Raw genomic sequence first — 25,301 nt, forward strand, 5'->3', positions numbered from 1 at the left:
CACCTTCCCGCATCACCCAATTAACACCATGCGCTATTGCACCTTCGCACTGATCGCAGTGCTCGCCGCCGCGGTCAACTGCCCCGCTAAAGAGTATCTCAACGGTATCACTTGGAAGGCACCGCCTGTCGTCACCCCCGGTGAAAATGCCGCCGCACCGCCGTCCGACGCGGTCGTTCTGTTCGGTGGGAAAGACCTTTCACAATGGAACGGTGCCGAGCGTTGGACAGTCGAAGACGGTGCCATGATCGCTGGCAAAGGAAGCGTGGTCACGAAAAAAGAATTCGGTGATTGCCAAGTCCATATCGAATGGTCCGCGCCGACGCCGCCGAAAGGTAATGGGCAAGGCCGAGGTAACAGCGGATTGTTCCTAAACAATCGCTACGAGATCCAGATTCTCGATTCGTACCAAAACGAAACCTATCATGACGGACAAGCAGGAGCGATCTATAAGCAAACGCCACCGATGGCCAATGCCATGCGTGCGCCCGGTGAGTGGAATACCTACGACGTGATTTGGACTGCACCGCGTTTTAATGAGGACGGGTCGCTTCAATCGCCTGCTTACATCACCGCGATTCATAACGGCGTCGTGATCTTGAACCATTTTGAACTCAAGGGCGATACGCCTTACGATCGGCCACCGAAGTACACGGCGCATCCGGTCAAGGGCGCTATCCGACTACAGGATCACAATAACCCTGTGCGTTTCCGCAACATTTGGGTTCGTGAATTGACGCCGGTCCAAGGCGAACAGACTCGTGATCCGTTCTTGCGACAAGGCAACAAGGAATTCCCAATCGAAAAGTAACGTATTCTTTTCAACCGGTTACAGGGTCAACCGTTGGGCGAATGCTCACGGTTGTCGGTGGTTAGCCGGACGCGGCAGTGTTCCGGCCGACCGTGGAGAGCCCGATCCGGGGAACCCACGTATCGATGGTCTGCCAATCTCCGACGTTGGGTTTGGCGCACCGGCGTTCGTCACGGATCTTCTTCGAATACCTGCACGCACGCCACCGATCGTTGGGACGCCCATCATCGTATTGGCCTAGACGAAGCATTAGGAATCTATGCAGTCACGGAAATTGGATTTGAATCGTCTGCGTGAAGACGATTACTTTGACACACTCGCCCGTTGGCTGGGGCTTGAAGGCGAAGCCGAGCGTGAACGAATGGCTCGACGTCGTCGTATCCAGAAGGCACGTGATGCCGAACGAAGCGGCGAAACGTTACTGAATCTGCAAATCCAAGATCATCAAACCGGTTTGGCGGGGCGCATCCTATTCGATTTTGTCAAAGCAGACGGTCGTCCGTTGCCGATGAACCGGCTAAAGGTTGGTTCACCGGTGGTGATTTCAGATTCCGATGACGCATCCGACAACGGGATCGCCGGCGTCGTTAGTCGACGCAACCAAAATGTCATCCAGGTCGCGACAGAACGCTGGCCCGAATGCGAGCGGCTGCGTATCGACCTTTCACCCGACGAAACAACACGGCGACGTCAGCTTTCGGCGATGGCTTCGGCCCGGGTCGCGACGGGACGCCCCAAGCAACTGCGCGAGATGATTCTCAACCAACGTGCGATTCGCCAGGGCGATCAAGACGAGGTTGAATTCCTGACGTCTCTCAATGGACCTCAACAAGAAGCGGTCGCATTCGCGCTCGCTTCGCCGGATATCGCGATTTTGCATGGGCCGCCGGGGACTGGAAAGACAACGACATTAGCGGAAGTCATTTATCAGGCGGTCGAGCGAGGAGACAAGGTCCTTGCCTGTGCACCGAGTAACACCGCCGTTGACAACCTGCTGGAACGGTTGGTGCCACTCGTTCCGGCGGTCTTGCGGGTCGGGCACCCCGCACGCGTATTTGAATCCTTGCGCGGCCACACACTTGATGAGCTTGTCGAAGCTGATCCTTCGTCGGCAGTGATTAAGGACATGCGGCGCGAACTGACGGAAGTGCTTCGTTCGGCGGCACGACCGGGACGCGGGCGTGACGCCCGTCGACGTCGCAATTTGCTTTATGGCACCGCAGGCGATCTTCGCGGGCAGATTCGATCGCTCGAGAAAAATGTAGTCCGTAGCATCGTCGATTCGGCAGATGTCATTTGTACGACTACGACCATTGATGATGACTTGCTTGGTAAGATGCGATTTGATTTAGTCGTCATTGATGAAGCATGCCAATGCACCGAATCGAGTGTTTGGCAAGCCGCGTTGCGTGCGGACATGTTGGTCATGGCCGGCGATCATTGCCAATTGCCACCCACGGTGCTTTCCGATGAAGCAGCAGCGGAGGGAATGCGTGACTCGATGATGCATCGACTGATCGAACGCGACGGTTCCACGATTTTTCGAAGGTTGACGGTTCAGTATCGAATGCATCGTGACATCATGGACTTTTCATCCGATGAATTCTATGACGGGTCACTGCTCGCAGACGAAAGTGTCGCCGAGCATCGGTTGTGCGATCTCCCGGGCGTCGAGACGAACGAACTGACCATGACGCCGCTGATGTTCGTCGACACGGCCGGTGCGAACCTGAATGAAGAAATCGAGCGAGATGGCGAAAGCAAATACAACGCCGGCGAGGCAAAACTAATCGAACAGCTAGCCGGTGAGCTGATTGAGTCCGGAATGCGGCGTGATCAAATCGCAATCATCGCCCCTTATGCGGCGCAGGTTCGATGGTTGAGGAATCGGAGTTCACTACGTGATATCGAAATTGATACCGTCGATGGGTTCCAAGGGAGAGAGAAAGAAGTTGTTTTGATCACGATGACTCGTAGCAATGATCGAGGCGAAATCGGTTTCCTGCGCGACACCCGACGGACGAACGTGGCACTCACGAGGGCGAGACGAAAACTGATCGTGATCGGTGATAGTGCGACGTTGGCAAGCAACGATTTCTATGGTCGTATGCTGGAGTACTTCGAGCAGAAACAAGCCTATCGAAGTGTCTTCGAGTTTTCGCTCGATTAGACGCCGGGAGATTCGTCAAAAGCAGACTTGTAGCCGGGGTGCCATTCACGTCAAAGCGTTGGGTTATGATGTAGGTCCCCTTACGATGCCCGCCTTTTGACAACTCTGCCATGCCTCGCCCACTGCGTTTGCCATCTTTGCTAATTCTGCTGGTGTCGCCATTTGGCGTCCAAGCGGTCGCTGACGACCCGGATCGGATGAATGTCCTGTTCATCATTTCTGATGATTTGACGTCGACCGCGTTGTCATGTTACGGGAACGAGGTTTGCCACACACCGAACATCGACGCGCTTGCGGCCCGTGGAACTCGATTCACGCAAGCCTATTGCCAGGGGACCTATTGTGGTCCTTCACGGGCATCGTTGATGAGCGGTTATTATCCGCATGCGACCGGCGTTCTTGGCTATAAAAACCCTCGGCCACAAATCGGTGATCGTTCCACTTGGTCCCAGCACTTCAAAGATCGTGGGTATTACGCCGCTCGGGTCAGCAAAATTTTTCACATGGGGGTCCCCGGTGGCATCGAATACGGCGGCGATGGGCGAGATCACGACGGATACAATGGCGCTGATGACGCGGAATCATGGACCGAACGTTTCAACAGCCCGGGACCAGAATGGAAAGCCAAGGGTGATGGTGAAACCTTAGAAGGCAACCCCGATGGTAAGAAGCCTGTGGTCGGAGGAAACACGTTCGTCGTTGTCGAGGCCGATGGCGATGACGAAGTCCACTCCGATGGAAAGACCGCGGCCAAAGCCGTCGAGCTGATTCAGGCTCATAAAGACAACCCGTTTTGGTTAGGCGTGGGCTTTGTTCGCCCGCACGTTCCGTTCGTCGCGCCCCGCAAGTACTACGAACCCTTCTTGCCGTACTCCTCGATGGCACTCCCGGAAAAACTGCCTGGAGATTGGGACGACATTCCCAAGCCAGGTATCAACTACAAAACCAGCAAGAACATGCGGATGGACCTGCGACGTCAGAAAAAGGCGGTCGGCGGATATTATGCTTCCGTTCGCTTTATGGACGCACAGGTTGGCAAGGTCCTTGCAGCACTCCGGGATTCGGGACTCGAAGATCGCACGATCGTGATCTTCACCAGCGACCACGGTTATCACTTGGGCGAGCATGATTTCTGGGCGAAGGTCTCGCTCCGTGACGAGTCCGCAAAAGTCCCATTGATCATCAGCGTGCCAGGCAAAGCCCCTGCGGTCTGCGATAGCATTGTCGAGTTGATCGATCTCTACCCGACGACGGCCAGTTTGTGCGGAATTGAAGTTCCCGATCGGCTGCAGGGAAAAGATCTCTCTCCGTTACTCGACGATCCCGAGCGTACCGTTCGTGATGCCGCCTTCAGTGTCGCACCGATGCGCAAAGGATTCTTAATTCGCGAAGATCGTTGGGCCTACATCCAGTATGGCGAAGATGCCAAAGGTGGACGCGAATTGTTTGACATGAACCAGGACCCGGAACAGTTCCATAATCTAGCGAACGCCCCCTCTCGCCAATCCACCGTTAAACGCTTGGAAGAAAAGCTCGCCACTCGACTGCGCCAGGTCCGTACGAACGACCTGACCAAGAATAAAACGACGAAGACTCGCTAGGCCAAAACACTATGACGACTAGAATCCAACGACCGGCAAGCTTTGTGATGTTTGCCACGCTACTTTGTCTGATCGTTCCCGCGACTTCTTTTGCGGCTGAACAGGATCGGCATGTTCAAGTTGGTACCGCAGGCGAACTTGACGTAGCCCTCAAGCAAATCCAGCATCGACGCGAATCGGGGGATTCGGCGGCAGTTGTGATTCGCTTTCGCCCAGGAACGATACGATTGCGTTCGCCATTGGTGATCAATCAATCGATGGTTGGCGAAGGGCTAATGTTCGAAGCGATCGAACAGAGCAAAACGTCGTTCAGCGGCGCGGTGCAATTGACACCCCATCGAAAGGAAGGCCGGTATTGGGTCTATCAAGTACCAGAAACGGAGACGCTGAATCAGTCGCCTACCGTGTTACTTGTAAATCAAAAGCTTCGTCGATCTGCTCGCCACCCGAACGTTGGTTACTTTCGAATTGAGGCCGCTCACAAAGATCGGCGCAGTGGATTTCGATTCCGAGCCGGTGACATTCCGGCTGACGTTAACCCGCAGGACGCCCCCTGCCAGCTAGTGTTTTTGCACGATTGGTCCAGTAGTCGACTCCCGGTCCGAGAAATCGACCATGACAACCGTCAACTGCGAACCGTCGGGCCGATCGGGTGCAGCGCGTCACACTATGCGATCGATCATTTTGAAAAACAACCGAGATACTATCTCGAAGGGCATCGAGCGTTCGCGGACTTGGCAGGAGAATGGATTTATGATGCCGAGCGCCGTCAGGTGTTGGTCGTTGCAGGTAGTGAAAAAGAAGCTCCGTCAATCGAGCTACCAATACTCGAGCAGCTCATCACAACTGCGGGGCCGAACGCCTCGCCGATCAAAAATGTCGTTTTTAGGGGAGTGCGTTTCACAGGAACATCGTTTCCGAAAACTCCAGGCGGACTTGCCGGTGCACAAGCGACGATGCACGAACCCCGTGACGGGAACGGCGATCGACTGACCAAAAACCGTCCGATGCTCTCAGCGGCAATCCACCTTGAGCAAGCCAATCAGATTCACTTTGAACACTGCACGTTTGCCGGCCTGGGTAACACCGCACTTTGGATTGGCGGCCGATGCAACGATTGCGTTGTGTCAGATTGCCAATTCCAGGACATCGGTGGCAACGGAATCAACTTGGGTGAAAACAATGATCGGCGTGTTGATGAAGACTCGTGGTATCGGTCAGCACCACAACAGGTTCCGACGAACAATCGCATCGAGAACTGTAAAATTCGGCACTGCGGTCAAGTGCTCTCTGGAAGCGTCGCGATTTGGGCCGCCTTGAATCGGCGACTGCAGATCGCCGACAACGAGATTTCAGATTGTCCCTACACGGGAATATCGCTCGGATGGATTTGGAACCCGACTCCGTCCCCGGCGAAGGAAAATGTGATCTCCGGCAATCGGATCTCTCGAGTGATGCAGGTACTCAGTGATGGGGGAGGGATCTACACGCTTGGGAATCAACCCGGATCGGTTCTTCGTAACAATGTGATCACCAACGTACCGTTGAACGCGGGACGTGCCGAAAGCAACGGGATGTTCCTTGACGAAGGCACCAGTGGCTTTGAAATCACGGGCAATACCTTTCGCCGGATCGCAAAATCGCCACTCCGATTTCATCGTGCCGGTCAGAACAGCGCCCACCATAACCATTGGGAACTGGAGACCGATCGAACACCGCCGGTCCGATACAACAACACTCCGGAAAAGAATGTCCTACTAAGTGAAAACGAGGTTCTTCCACGACAGCCACGAATTTTTCTAATCGGCAATTCACTCACCTGGGACACGCGACCACCGTTGCTTGATGACTACGTTGACTGGCATGTTGATTGTGGCAAGAGCCTTCAATTTATCCACGATCGCCCCGCGGATCCTTGCGTCGCATCTTCGCGTCATTGGCCGATCGCGTTGGCACAATTGCAATACGATGTGTTAAGTGTTCAGCCACATTACGGAACGTCGTTGGACGAAGACGTCGAGGCCATCTCCGCGTGGATGAAGATGCAGCCCGCGGCAACGCTTTTGTTACATTCCGGGTGGGCTCGTAGCGAAACCGTTGAATCCGAGTACGCCTCGAAAGTCTCAGACATGATGACACATAATGTGGCTTATCTCGACGCGTTAAAGTCTCGACTACAGGAACGCTTTCCGGATCGAATGATTCGTGAAACACACTGCACCGACGCACTTCACCGAATCGACCAAGACATTCGATCCGCTCGTGCGCCGCTCAGTGACCTAGAGCAACTCTACCGCGATGCAATCCACATGACTGATGGCGAAGGGCGATTCCTGATGCACAATCTGATGCGTAAAGCAATCGGCCAACCGTTCAGCGAGGAAGGATTTGATCTTGCGAAGCGACGGCCTGACTTGCATCGCTACTTGCTGCGGGTCATCGGCGAAGTCGGCGCCGAATAAACTGTTCGGTTCGCTGCCTGCAACACTTATTTCACTCTTTTGGTCCGCAAGGTTGGCTTCGATGATGACTCCCCACTTCAATCCCGCCTGGTGCCGTGTCGCGATTGCGATCTTTCTGAGTGTGATTGCGATTGAATCCAAAGCTGTGGTGGCCGCGGAGCGCCCCAACATTTTGTATCTCTATGTTGACGACATGGGCTGGGGCTCGATCGGTCCCAACGGCCAATGGGAACGCCAGCAAGCCGACTTGCCGTCGGTCAAGACACCTCACCTTGATCGACTCGCCCGAGAAGGCGTGAATTTTGTTCGCGGATATGGATGTCACGTTTGTTCGCCTGCGAGATCGTCTCAACAAACCGGCTTTCACCAGGGGCATACCTTCGCCGATCGAAATGATCCCGACAACGCCAAGAAAGCGATGCGGGCAGATGATATCTTGATCGGAGATCTGCTCTCGCAAGCAGGCTATGCGACAGGTTACTGGGGTAAGTGGGGTTATGGTGGTTCAAAGGACCAACACGAACCCACCATCCAAAACGTACAAACTCTGCCGACCTCACACGGTTATCAGCATGTCTTGGCAGAGCTACACCATGTACGGGCGCATACGTTCTTTCAGCCGACGCTTTGGAAAGCTCCCGCGCCACCGGGGGCAGTTGGCGGTTTGCAATTAGTTGCCAATTCGGTCGGCGATTACCGTGATTCGAATCGCTTTCCGACCGAGCCCGCGATGCAGAACCACCCACAGTACCCCGAGACTGCTTACTGCGACGATCATTACGCATTCGCCGCATTGGATTTTGTTCGTCGACAAGGTCGGCAATTCAATCAAACCGGTCAACCATTCTTTGGATTGCTGGCCGTACAAATCCCACATGCTCCGTTTGGAGAAATCGAATCGCTTCCCGAATGGGATCGGCACTATCGGTCGGAACCAGGCTTTGAAACATTGTCTGATCAGACGAAGCAGTGGGCGGCGATGGTCACGCGAATCGATGCTCACTTTGGCAACCTGCTTGCCGCACTCGAAGATCCCAATCAGGACGGAAGCACCGACGATTCGATCGCGGATCAAACATTGGTCATTTTCCAATCTGACAACGGAGGGCCGAACGGAAAGTGTCTTAGCGAACTCGCCACGAACGGCGGCCTTCAAGGAGTCAAGGGGCGGATTCAAGAAGGTGGGATTCGTGTTCCGCTGATGATGCGTTGGCCGAACGAAATCAATGAATCTTCGACGTTGCGGCGTGGAACGAACACTGAAACCGTGGTCGATGTGACGGACCTGTTCCCGACATTTTGTGAACTCGCCGGAATTGATCCGCCACTAGGAATTGACGGCCAATCGATTGCACCACTTTTGACCAGCAAGTCAACGTTCCGGTCTCGCAACTTTATTGTTCACGAAGCGGGCAATGGCCAATCGATCATTCGAGATGACTGGAAACTAATTCGCACCAACAAAAAACGTTTTGGTTTGTATAACCTGACCGATGATCCTGCCGAGTCGATCGATTTATCAAGTAAGCATCCGGCGATGGTCGATGAACTTCGCGAACTCCTAATCGGAGAATGTGTGACCGAACCGAAGGGATTTGCAGTCACCTATCATCATTGGACCGGCAATTCGCTCGCATCGACATCTGATGCGGATCACTGGTCCGATTACGAATACGCGAATGCCGGGATCACTTATCAAGTCGATCGCGGTTCCCCGAAACGATCGTGGGTCGCGACACTATACAACTCCGATTCCCAACCCAACGTCGCTCAGGTCGACCAGTCAATTGAGGTCCTTGCCTTGTCGATCGGTGGGGAATCCCGCCAGACCTTGAATTTAGAACCTCAAGTCAATCTGACAGGCCGAAATGAAATCCGTGTGATGCCAAATGGAGCTCTTGTCATTCAAGGAGGAACGGTTCATTCGCTCCGCCCCATCGATGTTCGCAACGGAGGCACCGTCGAAGGTCATGGAACGATCGATGGAACACTCGATAATTCAGGAGCCTTGGTTGTCGATCGTCAATCGACCTCCGGTATGTCTATCCGAGGTGACTTTTCTCAAACGCATGACGGTAGGTTAGAGGTCTCGCTTGTCGGCGATATCGCTCCTTTGATCCACGTCGACGGAAAAGCGACCTTGGCTGGTAAGTTGATTCTTAGCGAGGACGCGGGTAAGCAGACTCTGTTTGACCAACCCGTCGTGATTCTAAAAGCACGATCGGTTCAGGGACGATTTGATCACGCAGGAGATGTCGTTGTTGACTCTAAAGGACAACGCTACAAACTCTCTTATGCTGCGACCGAAGTGACCTTGGAGCGATACCTGTCGTCAAGCGGACGCTAATGGTGTTTTGGGGTAGCGAATTCAGTCTCTTGAACTTACTGCTCGACCTTCATAGAACGAGGGCGACCCTAGAACAGGATCTTAAAATATTCTTGGACCGATGACGCCAACTGGTGAGCCGCGGACGCTAGACGAGGGGCCGGTCATGCGGATGTAAACCCGACGCTAGCGAGTTCGGCTCACGGCTTTGTGGGGGCAATGCAGAGGGTTTGCAGACGCCGATGTCATCGACGCCTATTGGAGGTCTAGAGTCAAGTGAACAGTCTCGAATCCTCCGAAAGCGTTAGACCTATGATGAGTGAAGTTGATGGTGCCGGCACCAGCCCGTTGTTGGTCTTTAAGGTGGGGGCAGAGCCTTATGCGATCCAGGTAGACAACGTCTTAGAACTGTTGACGTTGCAAAACCTCAAGGTCACTCCACTACCGGGGACACCCGAGCACGTGCAGGGCGTCATCAACCTGAGAGGGAGAACGATTTGCGTTCAAAATGTTCGTAAGCTGTTCGGCAAGCCGTCGATGAAGGAACAAAATGATGGTCTTATCACACAGTTCCGCGAATTCGCGCAAGATCACAAAGAGTGGATCGAAGCATTGCAAGAATCCGTCCGGCACCAGTGTGAGTTTCCACTGGAAGTCGAACCCGGCGCGTGTGCCTTCGGTCAATGGTATGACGCACTGCTTGCGGATTCGAACGGACTGCAACGCCTCACCCAAGATCAGGTCGCGTTGGTCGATATCCTGGGGCGGTTCAATACGCCGCACGAAAAGCTTCACGCGATCGCACCAGAAGTGACCAAGCTTGTGATCGGCGGACAGACTGATCAAGCGAACGAACTGATTGAAAAAGCAAAACAAAACGAGCTGAAGGACTTGTTAGAACTGTTCGATAAAGCGTGTGATCTCGTTCGCCGACTGCACACCGGTGTCGTCGTGGTTGTCGAACGTGGCGATCGACGTGCAGGCCTGGTGGTCGACAGTGTCTGCGATGTCAAAGATTTTCCGACCGATGGCTATTTGCCACATAATCTGAGTGACAATAGCGAATGGTTGCAAGGATTCGTCCACGATGAAGCGACCGAAGACCTGATTCAGGTCATTGGTCTGGATCTATTTTCCGGATTTGGAAAAGAGAAAGCGGCATTCGATCCGGACGATCTCGCGAAAGCATTTTAGAGAAACCGGCTGTCCCAGCGACGTCACGTCATTTCACCGATGACATGACCATGGACATCGGTCAATCGCCGCTCAATTCCGTTGTTCTTCACGGTCAGTTTGGTGTGGTCGATCCCAAGTTGGTGTAGGAGCGTGGCGTGGATATCGTACACCTGTGTACTGGCATTACGATCGAGGGGACGAAAGCCCCATGGGTCGGATTCGCCATAGGTGCCGCCTTTGATTCCACCGCCGCAAAGCCAGTTCGTGAAGACAAACGGGTTGTGGTCTCGTCCCTCGCTTCCTTGAGAGCACGGCATCCGTCCGAATTCGGTAGTCCATAGAATCAGCGTGTCTTTCAGCATGTCACGTTGACGAAGGTCTTTGATCAAGGCTGCCGTTCCTCGAGCCATCCCGAGGGCCAATGGGCCGTGGTCGCGTTTGATGTTTTCGTGTGAGTCCCAGTTCCGACGAGGGAAACCGTTGTCGTTTCCACTCCAAACTTGAACGAACCGGACGCCTCGCTCCAACAGCCGACGCGCGGTCAAACACTTACGTCCGAAGAACTCGGTTTCGGCCTTTTCATTGATGTTCGTATCGTCCACTCCTGGACCTTCCGGTGCCAGTCCGTATAGATCGTGGATGTATTGCGGTTCGTCAGTTAAGTCGAGTGCGTCACTGGCACTCAACTGCATCTTGGCCGCCAATTCGTACGACCGCACTCGCGCCATCAATCGATCATCACCAGGACGTTGGCTTGCGTATTGTTGGTTCAGTTGATGAAGAGCGTCCAACCCATCTCGATCGCTTTCTGCGGTGATAAAACCACTCTTGGGAGGAAATAAGTTGGAGATCGGGTCGTTCGACCCCATCCGAATTAGCGTCCCTTGGTATTCCGCCGGAAGAAATGCCGGCGACCAGTTCTTGGCACCGTTGGACGCCAACCCACGGTGATCTGGCAACACAACAAACGAGGGTAAGTTATCCGTTTCACTGCCCAGAGCATACGAGACCCAAGACCCGGCACTCGGAAAACCGGTGAAACTAAATCCGGTCGTTTGCAAGAGTGTTCCTTGGCTATGCACCCCTGTTTTGCCAATCACGTTATGAACAAACGCGATGTCGTCGACTACCTCACCAAGTGGTGCGGCGATCTCGCTGAGCATCTTTTTGCTTTCGCCGTAGGGATGGAATTTCCATGGGCTAGCCAAGCACGCTCCAGGAGTGCTCTGAAATAGCTCGATTTGCTCACCGGGGTCCCAGGGTTTCCCGTGTTGTCGCTCAAGCAGTGGTTTATGGTCGAACAAATCAACGTGACTTGCCGCGCCGGCCATGAACAACTGGACGACACGTTTTGCCTTGGGGGCATGATGCAAACGATTCGCCATCACGCCGTCGCGAGCCAACAAATCTCCTAGTGCGAGACCGGCAAAAGAGCCTGCGGCTGTTCCCAAGAAGCTACGTCGGGTGTTCATCAGATTCCGATTCGTTTCTAGTCGAGGTACACAAAGGCATTCATATTGAACAGGACGCGCGCCACGTTTGCGTTCCCATGTATCGTTTGGAGCTGCTTTAAGATACGTGTTTCCTGTTTCGTGGGGACTCGGCCCAAAACGAGACGGCATGCGAAACGAATTTGCTGGTCGGCGTCTTCGTGGTGTGCGTCCATTCGTTTCGCGAATTGGTCTGCCGCGTACTCAACCAGTCGATCGTTCCAGTACGTCAACGCTTGTAACGCCGTCGTTGACTCGTCACGCATTGGAATGCTGATCGAAGGGTCGGCACAGTCCAGCGTCGTCATCATCGGTTGAGGTTGTGATCGCACCACAAATCGATACACCGATCGTCGATGCGATGCTTTGTCGTTGAAATCGTGGAGATGGTATTGATAGTGCGGCGAGTGTTCAGGTTTCTCAATTCGAAAATCTTGAAAGCTTGGCCCACCCAGGGAGTGATCGAGAATTCCGGCGATCGAATACAGCGAGTCCCGGTACTCTTCGGCTGTCAACCGACGTCGGTTGGCCCGCCAGCAATAGGCGTTCTCGGCATCCCGTTTGGCCATTGCCGGATCAATTCTTGATGATCTTTGATAAGCATCGCTAGTCAGCAGCAATCGCAAGATTGACTTGATCGAGTGTTTCGGATCATCCCGAATCTGAACTGCCAAAAAATCAAGTAATTCTGGATGAGTCGGCGTTGTCCCGCTTCTGCCGAAGTCATTCGCAGTCGAAACCAGCGGTGATCCGAACGTCCAGCCCCAGAGGCGATTGACAATCGATCTCCAGAGCAATGGGTTTTGTTCGGAGGTCAGGTAGAACGCTAGGCGTGCCCGCGCGTCGCCTTCGTTCCAGGAGTCCTTTTCAAAGAACACCGTTTCGGCACCCTGCCAAAGTCGCGGTGCACCCGGGGTCATCAAAGCATCGGGGCTGCGGAGATCACCACGCAATAGCAAGTGAATCGGTCTCGGTTTGCCCTCGGTGGCGACAAACTTTCCGCCTCCAGGAAAAGAAGTCGTCGCGGCATAAACCTTTTGCCCCACCGGGATCTTCTTCAATTGGATTTCGTGTTCCTGGATCTGTTCCTTAACACGATTGATCGATTGCTGCATCTTTGACGAGCGAAACTGCTTCGTGATCTCATTCCGTTGATCACGCAATTGGTGCAATTCTTCTAGCGCGAATTCATCATTTAGTTCTTTGTAAAAGACGCCGTCAATGACATTCTGTTTCGCCCATCGCACAGGTGCTTCGATGCTATCTTTCGCAGATACCGTGGCCGTTGACGCGATGTTCTCACCCATTGATGCTTCGATGGCTTCGACTTCCGCCAATGCAAAGTGATAATCGTTGCGACGCTCGCGAAGCTGAGTCGCGGTGATTCGAATACTGCTTACTATCCTGGAATCGCCGCTGATGACGATGGTTCGTGTTCCTGGATTTGATTGATCGCGTTCCGTCGCATCTTGCCAAAGGCGAATATCCTCACTGAAGTCAGCATCGCTGGAAACTTCTACGCGATAGCGAACCGGGAATCCAAAGCCTGCTCCGATATCGTTGTATCGATCGAAAGCAGGGATCAATCGAACTTCGCTGAGCATCGCGGGATTGGCGAGGGTGACCTGCAGCCATTTTTCATTTCTAGCGTCTGGGCTAATTTGACTATGAAAACCGTATTGCGGCGGCGGTTCGGTCTGAGGGGGGGATTGTATGAAAACTTCTTCGATACGGTGATCGATGTCGGTTGTCGCTGACGCAATTTGCTGGTCAAGCTTTGTTCGCAGTGTGTCTTGTGTTTTTCGAAGCGTATTCAGTTTTGCTTCAAGTCGATCTTTCTCTGATTTTTCTTCGCCAGAGAGTCCTGCATAAACCCGATCGGCGCGATCGACTGCGGCAAACACCGCATGCAATCGATAGTAATCTTGCATAGCGATCGGATCGAACTTGTGATGATGACACTGGGCGCATTGGATCGTTGTGCTCTGGAAAACGTTGAATACGGCGGCGATCATTTCATCTCGATCAAGATGTTTGGCGATCCGACCATCAAGTTTCTCTTCGCCGACTTCCCAGTGTCCGATGAAATCCCAGGGGCCCGCGGCGAGAAAACCGAGTCCCAAAATCCCGTCTTCTGTCCCCGCATAGAGCACGTCACCGGCGACTTGTTCTTTGACGAACTGATCGTATGGTTTGTCGTCATTGAAGCTATTGATCACAAAGTCGCGGTAGGGCCAAGCGTTGGGACGCGGCTTGTCCTTATCAAATCCATGTGTTTCGGCATAGCGAACGAGATCGAGCCAATGTTGCGCCCACTTTTCACCAAAGTGATCGGATTGCAGCAGACGCTCGACGGTCGCCGACCACGTCGCTTCCGGATCTTTTTCCCAGTTTTTTAGGAACTCCTCCATCGCTTTCGTTGTGGGAGGCAATCCGGTGAGGTCATAGGTGATGCGTCGCAGCAAGACACTTGGTGCTGCCTGTTCGACCGCTTGAAGCCCTTGTGCGCCGAGCGATCGGGTGATAAATGCATCCACCGGGTTGACGCTCGGATCGACCGTTCGTTCGGAAGCCAGCAGCGGCTTCAGTGACCACCAATCCCGATCATCGATGATTCGAGGCTCGATGCGATGTCCTTCAGGCCAAGGAGCATTCTGGGTGATCCACCGGCGGATGATCTTCAGTTCATCGCGATCGAGTGGCTCGGCATCCTTGGGCATTTCGGCATGGCCAGCGATCGGTGTAATCAGTTCAAGCAAGTAGCTGTCGCTGGGGGTATCAACATCGATGTATCCGGACTGGCGAAGATCGTCGGAATTCGAAAAAGATAACTCTCCCTCACGAAGCCCGTCGTTATGACAATCTAAGCAGCGACGTTGAAGGATCGGAGCGACTTGATCGACAAACAGATCTTCGGCCAGTCCCGTCGATCCGCCGCAGGCGATCACAAAGGCAAGAATAATTCCTCGTCCAATTTGCCGAATTATCATTTCTATCACTGCTGGTGGTGGTGGATCAGTCCGACCGGAGATCCATCCAGTTTCCATTGTGGATCGATCTTTACACCGAGATGCGATAGTGCTGTTGGAGCAACATCGACAACATAGGTTGCCTTGTCGAGCGATCCTTTCTGTGCCGACTCCCCACTAACCACTAAGAACGTGGTGTTGATTTCCGGTACACGATGCCCTGATCCATGACCAAGTCCGCGGCCGCCGTGGTCGGTAGAGATGATGACCAACCAATTCTCGTCGGTAAACTGTTCACGTGATTTCAAGGTTGCGATCAAGCGACGAATCTGTGAATCAACTTTCTCGATTGCTGCAACGTATGGAATAACCGAAGGATGAAATCCGTACCGATGCCCTGTTTCATCGATCGCTCCAAAATAGACGACCACTGCATGTGGATTTTGATGCTGTAGTAACTCGCAAGCATCGTTGGCAATGACTTCATCTTGTTCGGCATAACCATCGGCACCTTCCGCGGAGTAGACCTTTCGGATATCCGCACCGGAAACGATATACTGATCGATCGGCTTCCAATCGACGAATGATGCGGTCATTGCGTCAGGGAATTTTTCTTTCAATCTCACGAAAAAGTGAGGGTAGTCCTTGTAGTTGCGATTTTCGAAGCTGTTGTCATGAACGCCATGCTTATCTGCCCAGACTCCGGTTAAGAAGCTAGACCAGCCCGGCCCGCTGACAGTGTCGTTATCCTGATAGCGATCACCGAGTATCTTGGTCGTCTCGGCAAAAATTCCGTTTTCGATCAGTGCATCGATTGCGGGTGTCTTTGCCGCTTTCAGTGCATCTGCTCGCACGCCGTCAACTCCAATCACCAATACTCGCGATTTCGGTGCATCCTGGGCAATCGACGGCGTGCCGACGAAAACGAAAAGAGCGAGCGCAGAAAGAACCGTACGTGTGGTCACAGTTGATCCTGGTTGCGGGAGGGATTGTGGCGGGGCTTCGTTGCTGGATGATTTACGCTGGAGCAGCGTCTGCCGACTCAAGGCCCAACGCTGGCGAGTTCGTGATCATGGTCTAAATCAACGAGCGGTGATTAATCGTCGTCTATTTTAACCGATCTGACGGGACGGGCGTAAATGACAACCTATGTTTCCACCATAGTCCGCGCGCCATCAACGACTGGAATCCGTCATGACCTATTTAGAAGAACTACGAGAGATCGTGCTTGCCGATCGCAAGATCTCAGCCAACGAAGTCACGTTGATCGAAAAGTTCTTGGTCGCGAATAAGAAACTGGATCTCACCGACATCAAGTTTCTGGTCGAGCTCATGAAAGCGGCCGACGAAATCTGTCCCGAATTCGACGAGATTCTTTTTCCCTGCGTTCGCAGCGTGATTTTAGAAGACGGCGAGATTTCTCGAGAAGAGAGCGTGCTGTTGATGGAAATGCTATGCAGTGGTGACTCAATCCGGCAAAGCGAACGAAATCTAATTGACGGCCTATTTCAGCAAACGAGAGCCGTCGCACCTGAGTTTAGTCGACTTTACGAAGCTGTCTTCGGCTGATCGTCATTCCGGCGGCGTTGGTTAATCGACAACGTCAGATGCTAGTGCGTGCGGCACTACCTTCACACGAGAAGATGCAGCAGGATAGCGCGTCTCCAATCAGCACCATGCGGCTGCTCTTCGTTTCGAACGTTGAGGCAATACTCGGCTAGCTCCCGTCCATGCGGACCGCCACACGAATGGGCTTTTCGTCGATCGCGTAGGCAAACGCGTCTTCGATTTGATTGAGCGAGAACGGCGATGAAATCAACTCGTGGAACGGATAGCGTTGGCGGGTGCGTTCGAGGAAGTTGACGGCGTCCTCAAGGTCCTCCGTGATATAGTTGTGAAGGCCACGGATCGTCAGCATTCGACGTAAGATCGTTTCCGGCGAGATCTTTAACGGTTCACTCGGAAATGTCGATCCCGCTAGAATCGCAACTCCTCCGATTCGAATGGACTGCAAGCAGTTCTCGACCGCTGGCAGGAACCCGGCAAAGTCAAATGCGATATCAACACCACGTCCTTCGGTACGTTCACGGATCGCAGCTGGGATGTCAGTGCTTGGTTCGGGAACGAGCGTATCGGTGGCGCCGAATCGGCCCACAATCTGCAAACGATTCGAGTCACGGTCGACAACGATGATTTTTCGAGCACCACGATCGGCTAATTGAGCTGCCGCGGTGATTCCCAGCATTCCCGCACCGATCACCATTGCCGTCGCGTCTTCGATCGGATGTGTTTGAAGCGTCAATCGCATCGCCGCAGACACCGTCGCCGTCGCGCAGTTAGCCGGGCAAGCGATCGTATCATCGAGTGAATCGGGGATCGGCATGATCGGGGTTCCCGGGACCAACACGCAAGTCTCGCTCAAGCCACCGGTGGAGTGTTGACGCAGGGTTTCATGCCCGTATTTAAACAGAGATTCACATTTCTGACTGATTCCATGACGGCAGTAGAAACAGGTTCCACATCCAACGGCCATCGCCCATGTGACGCGTTGGCCGGCAACTAGTTTGCGACCACGAATGTCTTGAGGCGGATCGCTACCGCCCCACCGATCGATGGTGCCGACAATTTCATGCCCTAGAACACATCGGGGCGGCGCGCTTCGACGTCCGGTAAACGTGTGAAGATCGCTCCCACAAATGGTGCAACAAGTGACGTGGATCTGAACTTCCCCGTCGGCCAGTGGGGCGTCGGGGAGTTGAGTGGTTGAGAGCGTTCTGGACGCCGCATCGAAGAGGATGGCTGTTCGATTCATGGCAGCACCTTGTCGTGCTTAAAGTTCGCGCATTGCACATCAAATCGTGAAGCAATATTAACAGTCGACGAGTTGCCAGCAACTTTTGGATGGGTGGCATCAGCGGTCCCCGTTGACAACTGTGGTGCTGTTAAATCATAGCTATTGCGGCGGGCGATCATCGGATCCTTCGAACATGTTTGGTATGTGTGGTTGGTATGAAAACCGATCCGAAGCCGTCAGCCCAGCGCGCTAGCATCGGGCCTGCGTCGCTGAACCCGACAAAAAGCAGGGGCGCCGCGGCGTCGTCGGCATGCAAGTCGGCACACACATCGGTTTGCAGATAGGTTCGCTGTGGCGAAATGAGATCACCGCGGCAGATGACTCATGATCTGAGTTGGCACGATTCTATTGACGCAGGGATTACCCGTGAAGGATTCATCTTCGAGTTCGCTTTCGAATTGGCTCAGTGGTGCGCCGAAATCTGTTTTCAGTGCGTACTGCATCACGGCAGCCTTCGGAACGTATTTCTGCATGTATGCGTTTCGAAAGCCATTCACTGCGGCAACTTACGAAGACGCCGTTTGGTTGGGCATCGGTTTGAAAACCATTTTGGTTGCCTCGCAAACGGCTGGCTATACGCTTTCAAAGTTCATTGGCATTAAGGTTGTCTCTGAAATGCCGGCTCGCTACCGCGCTGTTTCAATCGTTGCGATGATCGCGATCGCGGAGTTTGCTTTGTTGCTTTTCGGTCTTACACCGGCCCCTTGGAACGCGATTTGGCTGTTCGTTAATGGCCTGCCCTTGGGGATGGTGTTCGGTTTGGTGTTAGGCTTTTTGGAAGGCAGGCGGGTCACTGAGGCCTTGTCCGCAGGACTTTGCGCAAGTTTCATCATTTCTTCAGGCTTCGTGAAATCGGTCGGTCGGTCGTTGATCCTGGACTACAGCGTCGATCCCTACTGGATGCCGTTTCTGACGGGATTGATCTTTGTCATCCCTCTATTGATGTTTGTTTGGATGCTGTCACAAGTCCCACCGCCATCGGCAGAGGACGAAGCACTGCGCAGCAAACGAGTTCCGATGCTGCGATCTGACCGTCGGCAGTTCATGCGCCGCCACGCTTTCGGTCTCATTGGACTGCTTACGATGTACACGTTACTGACGCTGATCCGCAGTGTCCGCGACGACTTTGCGGTTGAAATTTGGCGTGACATGGGCGTCACCGACGAGCCCGATGTTTTTGCCCGATCGGAATTCTGGGTGATGATCGGCGTGATCTTGATCAATGCTCTGGCGGTCACAATCAAAAATAACCGCGTCGCTTTTCTTTCATCGATCGGCCTGATCGGTAGTGGTTTCGTGGTCGTCATCGGGGCGGTGATCGGCCAACGCGCCGGTTCGCTTTCGCCGATGACGTTCATGGTGATCTTGGGGCTGGGGATGTACATTCCCTACGTCGCGTATCACACCACCGTCTTTGAACGGATGTTTGCTGCGTTTCGTGAAGTGGGCACTATCGGTTACTTGATGTATCTTGCCGATGCGATCGGCTACCTTGGCTACGTGGCGGTCATGGTGTTTCGGAATTCATCATCGGATCAATTCGAATATTTGAAGTTGCTGAACTGGTTATCAATCTCGGTCGCGTTGTGTTCAACGGTGATTACCGGTGCGCTCGCTATCTACTACTTTCGCGTCATACCAAAGCAAGAAAGCTTGCAGCGGGCGTCGGGACTTGTTGAAGGAACCTAGGTGTTGGGACATGAGTGTAAGTGCTGAGAAGGCAGACCTGCTGGTCGTCGGTGGTGGGGTACTGGGAGCGTTCCATGCCTACCACGCGTTACAAAAAGGCTTGCGTGTCCGTTTAGTCGAACGCAACGCGGCGCCTTGTGGGGCCACGGTACGAAACTTTGGGCAAGTCGTTCCCTCGGGACTCGACTCGACGTGGCAAGCGTACGGCCGCGAAAGTTTGAGAATTTACGCATCGTTACAAAGTCAAGCCGATCTCTCGGTACGTCAACTCGGTTCGATCTACATCGCTTCGGATGACGAAGAACTCGGGTTGATCGAAGAACTGCACGCAATCAACCGCGACAACGACTACACGTCTGAATTGTGGACCGCCGACCGGTGCCGGCAACGGTACCCGCAACTTCGCTCCGATTATTGCCGCGGCGGATTGTTCTTTCCCGAAGAGGTCTCGGTGAATCCTCGATTGATGATTCACCGACTGCATCAGTGGCTCGCCGAACAACCTGGATTTGAAGCGCACTTCAACACTGCGGTGATCGATTTAACGGTGGATGGCCTGGGCCGAGTGAACGCAGAAGCAAGCGACGGGCGAACCTTCCAGGCGGAGAAGGCGGTCCTGTGCAACGGTAGCGAATTTCGTTTGCTGTATCCCGAGATGTTTTATGATAGCGACATCGAAACGGTGAAGCTGCAAATGTTGCGTTTGGGATCGCAAGCGGGGGTCGACATTCCAGGAAACGTGCTTACGGGATTGTCGATTCGCCGCTACGAAAGCTTTGCTCAATGTCCTTCTTGGAACGCCATCAAGGCCAAGGAGCCGGCCGATAGTTTTGCAAAACGTTGGGGTGTCCATGTGCTGTTCAAACAAGAAGTCGACGGCAGCGTCATCCTCGGCGACTCGCATGAATACGCTTCCGCCGAAGCGGTCGACGACCTTGGGTTTGATCTGCGAACGGACATTAATGATTATTTTGTCCAAGAGGGACGCAAAATTTTCGACTTGCCGAATTGGCAAGTCGAATCCAGTTGGTTTGGAGTTTATTGCCAAACCGATCAACCGGAAGGCATTTACAACCAGGTGATCGACGAACACATTCATGTCGTCACCGGTATCGGCGGTAAAGGGATGACCAGTAGCGCCGGATACGCTAAATCTTCGATGGAGAAAATCACCAATGATCAAGCTAGTTGTCTTTGATATGGCGGGCACCACGGTCGATGAAGACAACGTGGTTTATAAGACCGTGCGGATGGCCATCAACGCCGCCGGGCACAATTACACTCAGGATCAAGTGCAAGCCGCCGGTGCCGGAAAGGAAAAGTCACAGGCGATCCGCGATGTGCTATCGATCGACGGTGGCGCACCCAGCGATGAAGAGGTCGCCGCGATCTTTGCCGATTTCAAAGGTCGTTTGAAAAAGGCTTATCAAGACCTTGATGTGAAGGAACAGCCCGGCGCGACCGAGCTGTTTGCCAAGCTACACCAACAAGGCGTGAAGGTCGTTTTGAACACCGGATACGATCGCGCGACGGCGGAATCGCTGGTCAACAAGATCGGCTGGAAAGTCGGCGAACAGATTGATGCCCTGGTCACCGCAAGCGATGTCGAAAATGGTCGTCCCGCACCAGACATGATCTTGCGAGCGATGGAGCTAACCGGCGTCGAATCGGCAGCCGCTGTCGCTAAGGTCGGTGACTCTGCAATCGATATCGAAGAGGGACTCAGCGCAGGGTGCGGCAAGACATTTGGGATCACCACGGGAGCCCAAACCGCCGAACAAATCCAACAGGCAGGCCCAACCGCCATCCTGAATCACCTTCATGAGTTGTCCGCGGCGATCGCCTAGCGGATTAAACAGAGTGTCGTTCTGGCAAAACATCAGAACTTCTTTCCAATTCCAGGTTAGGATTGGCCGACTGGTGTTAGCCACGGTTTCCGAGCAATCACCGGTGCTAACGCACGTCGGTGAAGACTCGCAACCGTATTGTCAAATGGACTAAGCTCTAACGGGACACCGAGGATGAGCTCTGCTGGGGAACAAAGAATCCTTTTAGCTGTGCCGACTGAACCGGTGGATCGCTGAGGTTCGTTTGAATCGGCTCACGAGTCGCTTGTGAAGGTAACTCGGGCAGCAGCGTCGTTTGTTCCAGCGTCTGCTCTAACGCTTTTCGAGATCGAAGTTGGTTCTCGGCGTTCCGCTCGGAAAGCTCTCGCAGTTTATCCGGATGTGTCAGTTGGATCGCACGTCCGATCTTACTGGTCGTTCGCGAGAGGGAGTCATCTACTGAAGCCGCCTTCGTCTTTAATGAATCGACGACACTGGCAATCTCACGGAGTTCTTCGGGCTTGGCCGATCGACCCAAATCACTCATCTGGTCAAGCTTCGATTGCATGGATGCCAGCTGAGCTGCCAAGTTCGCGACCTCAGCTTCCGCCAACGCGACCTGCTCGCCCGCGTCGACGACATCGTCGATCCCGAATTCTACTCCTGCGAAGGACGTGATTCCGGCACGCTCCAATTGGTCTCGAACAAATCCCGGGGCGACGATTAGCAGTACCAGCGCGAGAACGATGATCGCCTCGCGAGTCGCGGCAAATAAATCACGAACATCGCCCCACTTTGATTTGCGTTCTTCACCTTCGGACACGGCCTGCTCCTTGCCTATCGATTCCATTCTTCACTGTTGGATTATTCAAAATGCGTCGCAGGGATGTCTAGATCAGTCTTCGGCACTCCCGTTTTGAGGTGCTGCGGCCGTGCTAACGATGTATGCCAATAAATCAGCCGCTTGTTGGGCTGTCATCCCGGCCAATAGCTGATCGGGCATGGCCGACTTGTTCGACCGTTGACTCTGTTCGATGTCGTCTTTGGCAATCGTGATCGACGTACCAGAAGAATCCACCAACGCGATTGACTCGGTGTCTTCTTTCGTAACGATCCCGACGAACAGTTGACCCTCGCTGGTCAAGATCTGCTGCGACCGATAGCGATCCTCAATCTTCTCAGACGGGCGGATCATGCTGACCAGCAACTCTCGCGGGGTCTGTTTGGCCGAGATGCCCGTCAAATCCGGGCCGACGTCCTTGCCGATTCCATTGATCGAATGGCAGGATCGACAATTCACATCACGTGCGTTTTCGAATAGCTGCCGCCCGCGTTCGGCGACGCCTTCAATCGCCAGCAATCGCTCTACGGAAATGTCTGGCCCCAAACGCTCGACACGCTCGTCCTCGGGAAGGTAGTGCTCAAATAGATCCCTCACTAAGCTGTCAGGATGATTGGTCGCGGAATCAATCACGGCAACTTTAAGATCGCTGGAAAGCTCTGACTCGCTGAAACCGTAGGCAAGAGAAAGCGCCAACGCGCCGGCAGGAGATCCGAGCTGACGATCGATTTCGACTTGCCTGTCGTCTGCCGAAGTCAGCTCGTTCGCCGCCGTCTTCCAGATCGGCGTGCCAGCCGAATCGTCGAGCGACGCGATCCAGTCATGAAGCAAACGCACGCCCCGAAGGTCGATCACATTCGAACCGAACTGTGGCATGTGGCCTCGGCCGGATTTTAGGACACGATAAAGCAGGATGCTCTGCGATGGGGAGCCAGGCTTGATTACACGGGCGTCAGGAATGCCGAAATGTCCTTGCGCGGGTGGTTCGTCAAGATAGTTATTCGCATCAAGACTCTTGGTGATGTCAAAGTTGAAGTTCGCCGTACCGCCACCTTGCGGCCGATGGCAGGTCGAACAATTGAGTGCAAGGTAGGACCTCGCCCGATCCTGGAGCGATTGTGACTGGTCGTGAGGTGACACAATCGCCGTGTTTGACTTAATCGCGGTTTTGAAATAGCCGAGTTCTTTCAGTCGCTTAAGTTGGCTAAAAGAACCATCATGTCCGAATCGCTGCAAGTCTAACTGTGGCGGCCAAAAACCTTGTACGGTTCCTCCGGCCCAAATGTGACAAAGCAGGCATTCACTTCTGCTGGCATGTCGCCAGGTTTGCGTTCGAAAGCCGTCATCGGCGCTTGGGTCGACGATTCGCAGTTGAGTTTCGGTGGCGACATCCGCTTGCAAGATCGCGTCGGTTTGCGAATCATTCCAAACATAATTGTAGGCTCGCCATTCTTCGTCGGCTAAATGCAAGACTTGGGTTTCAATGTGACGGCGCGTTGACGGATCGCTTGGGTCGACGTCGTAGCTGACCGTTTTCGCGACGACGGTATCGATAGGAAATTCGAAGCGACCGGCGACGATCGGTCTCTGCCAGTCGTCTTTTTCGTACTGTCCCAATTGGCTTGAACCGGGGACACCGATCCATTGCCGGGATAAAGTTCCATCGGCCCAATGATGAGCTTTGATTTGGTATTCAAAGACGCCCGTTGCTGGAACTTGGTCAACCGTGTTCGCAAAAATCCCGGTTTCACTGAGACGCCGAGGAAACGCTTGTTGCCGGGACGCTTCCTCGTTGGCCTCAAGCCGAAGGATGGTTCCGTCGTAACCAACGATTAGCACTTCGCCATCGGGTGATGACATGAAGCAAACGATTTGAAGTGGCGTATCGACCAGCTCTTTCTGCCACAGAACTTGATCCCCGGCCGACTTGAGTGCCCAAACTTTGCCGGTCATCCAATCTCCGTAGATGTAAGCGCCCTTCAGTTCCGGAAGACGATCGCTTTGCCAGAAATGTCCGCCGGTGATCGAGCGGGAATCGAGGTGAGTGTGCTCGAACAATGGCGGTGTGATGGGGATGCTCGGCGGTTGGCGTTGTTTGACGATCTGACTGCCCTCCATGATGCTCCAGCCATGGTTTCGCCCTCGATCGATGCGGTGAATCATTTCCCGCATTTCCCAGCCAACGTCGGCTGCAAGCAAGTCTCCGTTGTTAGGATTGAACGCAATCTTCCATGGATTGCGTAAGCCAAACGACCACACCTCCGGACGGGCATTAGGGTGATCGAGAAATGGATTGTCCGCCGGAATTCGATAGGGTGCGGCGTCTTCTGGCTGATCGACATCGAGTCGCAAGATCGAAGCTTCAAGATCGCTGATGTCCTGACCTGTCTCTTTGGCATCAGGCGGGTATGGCGGCTGTGTATCGCCGACTGAAAGGTAAAACATTCCGTCGGGGCCAAATTGCATCGATCCGCCGGTGTGTCCTTTGGGATCCCACTGCAACAGCTCTTGTCGGCTGTCCGGGTCGATGATCGGAACCGTCGGGTCGGTGACTTTGAAACGAACACACTTCGTTCCTGGATCGTCTGAGCCGCGATACGAATAAGTTACGTAACACCACGGATGGTTTTCCAAGTCGCGGTGAAACTGGGTTGCCAAGGCTTGCCCGATGCGTTGCCGGTGGCAATCATTAAGGTTTAATACCAGGTTAGACTCGCTGGTGTTCGGGTCGTTTGCAAAGGCGACGATCTCGCCGTTTTGTTGGGTTGCGATCCAGCGTTTTGCCGAGGGCAGCCACACGACGTCGGTCGGGTTGGACAGTTCGATTCCCGCGAAGACACGAACGCTCTTGCAAGGCAGCGGAGGATCGGGTGTTCCTCGGACATTGGATGTCTTCCAAGGATACTTCCGTTCGGGAAGCGGACCCTCTGCTTCGACGCTTGTATCCGTCGCTAACGCAATCGTTCCCATCGCATCTATTTTCAGCAATGCGAAAGCCACAACGATGATCAGCACCAACCAATCGACACGCATATCTTTGTTCTCCAACCTGAACGAGCGAGGGATCAGGCCAGTTTAACAACCGT

16 protein-coding genes are annotated in these 25,301 nt (G+C 53.8%); 10 read left to right on the forward strand and 6 right to left on the reverse strand.

Annotated features, from left to right (window positions below):
• Positions 1-28: 28 nt before the first annotated feature.
• The 6 genes from FYC48_RS05845 (at position 29) to FYC48_RS05870 (ending at position 10,564) form a co-directional block, all read left to right on the forward strand.
• Complete coding sequence (locus tag FYC48_RS05845) at positions 29-811, forward strand: 3-keto-disaccharide hydrolase (protein WP_149495643.1); 783 nt, start codon at positions 29-31, stop codon at positions 809-811.
• Positions 812-1,070: 259 nt separating this feature from the next.
• Positions 1,071-2,981, forward strand: coding sequence for an AAA domain-containing protein (locus FYC48_RS05850; protein WP_149495644.1), 1,911 nt, complete (start codon positions 1,071-1,073; stop codon positions 2,979-2,981).
• A 110-nt stretch (positions 2,982-3,091) separates the two neighbouring features.
• The gene (locus FYC48_RS05855; RefSeq protein WP_149495645.1) at positions 3,092-4,582 is read left to right on the forward strand and encodes a sulfatase; all 1,491 of its coding nucleotides are present in this window, start codon (positions 3,092-3,094) and stop codon (positions 4,580-4,582) included.
• Between the two features lie 11 nt (positions 4,583-4,593).
• Complete coding sequence (locus tag FYC48_RS05860; RefSeq protein ID WP_149495646.1) at positions 4,594-7,044, forward strand: right-handed parallel beta-helix repeat-containing protein; 2,451 nt, start codon at positions 4,594-4,596, stop codon at positions 7,042-7,044.
• Positions 7,045-7,105: 61 nt separating this feature from the next.
• Positions 7,106-9,391 carry a sulfatase-like hydrolase/transferase gene (locus tag FYC48_RS05865; protein ID WP_149495647.1) on the forward strand — a complete coding sequence of 762 codons (2,286 nt, stop codon included), beginning with the start codon at positions 7,106-7,108 and terminating at the stop codon, positions 9,389-9,391.
• Positions 9,392-9,685: 294 nt separating this feature from the next.
• A complete protein-coding gene (locus tag FYC48_RS05870; RefSeq protein ID WP_160149346.1) occupies positions 9,686-10,564 on the forward strand; it encodes a chemotaxis protein CheW in 879 nt (292 codons plus the stop codon).
• Between the two features lie 23 nt (positions 10,565-10,587).
• On the opposite strand, the gene FYC48_RS05875 is transcribed toward FYC48_RS05870, so the two are convergent.
• Genes FYC48_RS05875 through FYC48_RS05885 form a run of 3 tightly spaced genes read right to left on the reverse strand, consistent with a single transcriptional unit; the run spans position 10,588 to position 15,970 of the window.
• Positions 10,588-12,018 (reverse strand): DUF1501 domain-containing protein, encoded by a 1,431-nt coding sequence (locus tag FYC48_RS05875; protein WP_149495649.1) that lies wholly within the window; start codon positions 12,016-12,018, stop codon positions 10,588-10,590.
• 17 nt (positions 12,019-12,035) lie between these two features.
• Positions 12,036-15,026, reverse strand: a complete 2,991-nt coding sequence (locus FYC48_RS05880) for a DUF1553 domain-containing protein (RefSeq protein ID WP_149495650.1) — start codon at positions 15,024-15,026, stop codon at positions 12,036-12,038.
• A 5-nt stretch (positions 15,027-15,031) separates the two neighbouring features.
• Positions 15,032-15,970 (reverse strand): alkaline phosphatase family protein, encoded by a 939-nt coding sequence (locus FYC48_RS05885; protein WP_149495651.1) that lies wholly within the window; start codon positions 15,968-15,970, stop codon positions 15,032-15,034.
• A 229-nt stretch (positions 15,971-16,199) separates the two neighbouring features.
• Between FYC48_RS05885 and FYC48_RS05895 the strand changes: the two genes are divergently transcribed.
• The gene (locus tag FYC48_RS05895; protein WP_149495652.1) at positions 16,200-16,574 is read left to right on the forward strand and encodes a hypothetical protein; all 375 of its coding nucleotides are present in this window, start codon (positions 16,200-16,202) and stop codon (positions 16,572-16,574) included.
• A gap of 148 nt (positions 16,575-16,722) precedes the next feature.
• Here FYC48_RS05895 and FYC48_RS05900 read toward each other — a convergent pair whose 3' ends face one another.
• Complete coding sequence (locus FYC48_RS05900; protein ID WP_149495653.1) at positions 16,723-17,817, reverse strand: zinc-binding dehydrogenase; 1,095 nt, start codon at positions 17,815-17,817, stop codon at positions 16,723-16,725.
• A 408-nt stretch (positions 17,818-18,225) separates the two neighbouring features.
• On the opposite strand from FYC48_RS05900, the gene FYC48_RS05905 reads away from it, so the two are divergent.
• The 3 genes from FYC48_RS05905 to FYC48_RS05915 are packed head-to-tail and all read left to right on the forward strand — an operon-like array spanning position 18,226 to position 21,395.
• Positions 18,226-19,548 (forward strand): DUF5690 family protein, encoded by a 1,323-nt coding sequence (locus FYC48_RS05905; protein WP_235034093.1) that lies wholly within the window; start codon positions 18,226-18,228, stop codon positions 19,546-19,548.
• Between the two features lie 10 nt (positions 19,549-19,558).
• Complete coding sequence (locus FYC48_RS05910) at positions 19,559-20,746, forward strand: TIGR03364 family FAD-dependent oxidoreductase (RefSeq protein ID WP_149495655.1); 1,188 nt, start codon at positions 19,559-19,561, stop codon at positions 20,744-20,746.
• Positions 20,724-21,395 carry a phosphonatase-like hydrolase gene (locus FYC48_RS05915; protein WP_149495656.1) on the forward strand — a complete coding sequence of 224 codons (672 nt, stop codon included), beginning with the start codon at positions 20,724-20,726 and terminating at the stop codon, positions 21,393-21,395. Before FYC48_RS05910 ends, FYC48_RS05915 begins: the two co-directional genes overlap by 23 nt.
• Positions 21,396-21,552: 157 nt before the next feature.
• Here the strand turns inward: FYC48_RS05915 and FYC48_RS05920 are convergent, their stop codons facing one another.
• Entirely contained in the window at positions 21,553-22,197 is a 645-nt protein-coding gene (locus tag FYC48_RS05920) for a hypothetical protein (RefSeq protein WP_160149347.1), read from the reverse strand.
• A 72-nt stretch (positions 22,198-22,269) separates the two neighbouring features.
• Positions 22,270-25,248: a PQQ-dependent sugar dehydrogenase gene (locus FYC48_RS05925; protein ID WP_149495658.1), complete on the reverse strand. Its 2,979-nt coding sequence runs from the start codon at positions 25,246-25,248 to the stop codon at positions 22,270-22,272.
• Positions 25,249-25,301: the final 53 nt, after the last annotated feature.

It is taken from the genome of Roseiconus lacunae (assembly GCF_008312935.1).
Lineage (GTDB): Bacteria > Planctomycetota > Planctomycetia > Pirellulales > Pirellulaceae > Stieleria > Stieleria lacunae.